Genomic DNA, 588 nt, shown 5'->3' on the forward strand with positions numbered 1-588 from the left:
TTGATAGATAATGAAGCACAGCTCCAAGATAAGTTAGACCTAATATACAAAAAGGCCAAAGAAGATAACTCTTCTTTTCATGGCATGATAGAACTAATGAAAAACAAGCAGACTATTAAAACGGCAATTCACAACATTAAAAGCAATCGTGGGAGTAAAACGGTCGGAATTGACAAGAAAGACGTGAACTACTACCTGCAAATGGAAACGGAACAGCTTATCAAACTCATTTGGGAACACATAGACAACTACAAACCTAAACCCGTTCGAAGGTATTATATTGACAAGGGCAATGGTAAAAAGCGTCCTTTAGGGATCCCAGCCATGATAGATAGGATAATCCAAGAAACAGCAAGAATGGTGTTAGAACCCATAGCGGAGGCGAAGTTTTTCAACCATAGTTACGGTTTTCGTCCCTATCGTTCATGTCACTATGCAATAGGCAGAATCTTGAATACCATTTCTAGGTCAAAAACATACGTAGCCATCGAAGGTGACATCAAAAGTTTCTTTGACCATATTAACCATAATAAACTTGTTGAAATAATGTGGAATATGGGCATAAAGGATAAGAGATTCCTAACTATT

At 37.4% G+C, this 588-nt stretch carries 1 protein-coding gene; it reads left to right on the forward strand.

What is annotated here, in order from left to right:
• The coding region (locus MR168_RS34045) for a reverse transcriptase domain-containing protein (protein ID WP_242291770.1) at positions 1–588 on the forward strand (588 nt) is incomplete at both ends.

The sequence above is a fragment of the Bacillus cereus group sp. BfR-BA-01356 genome (assembly GCF_022663635.1).
In the GTDB taxonomy this organism is placed as follows: domain Bacteria; phylum Bacillota; class Bacilli; order Bacillales; family Bacillaceae_G; genus Bacillus_A; species Bacillus_A cereus.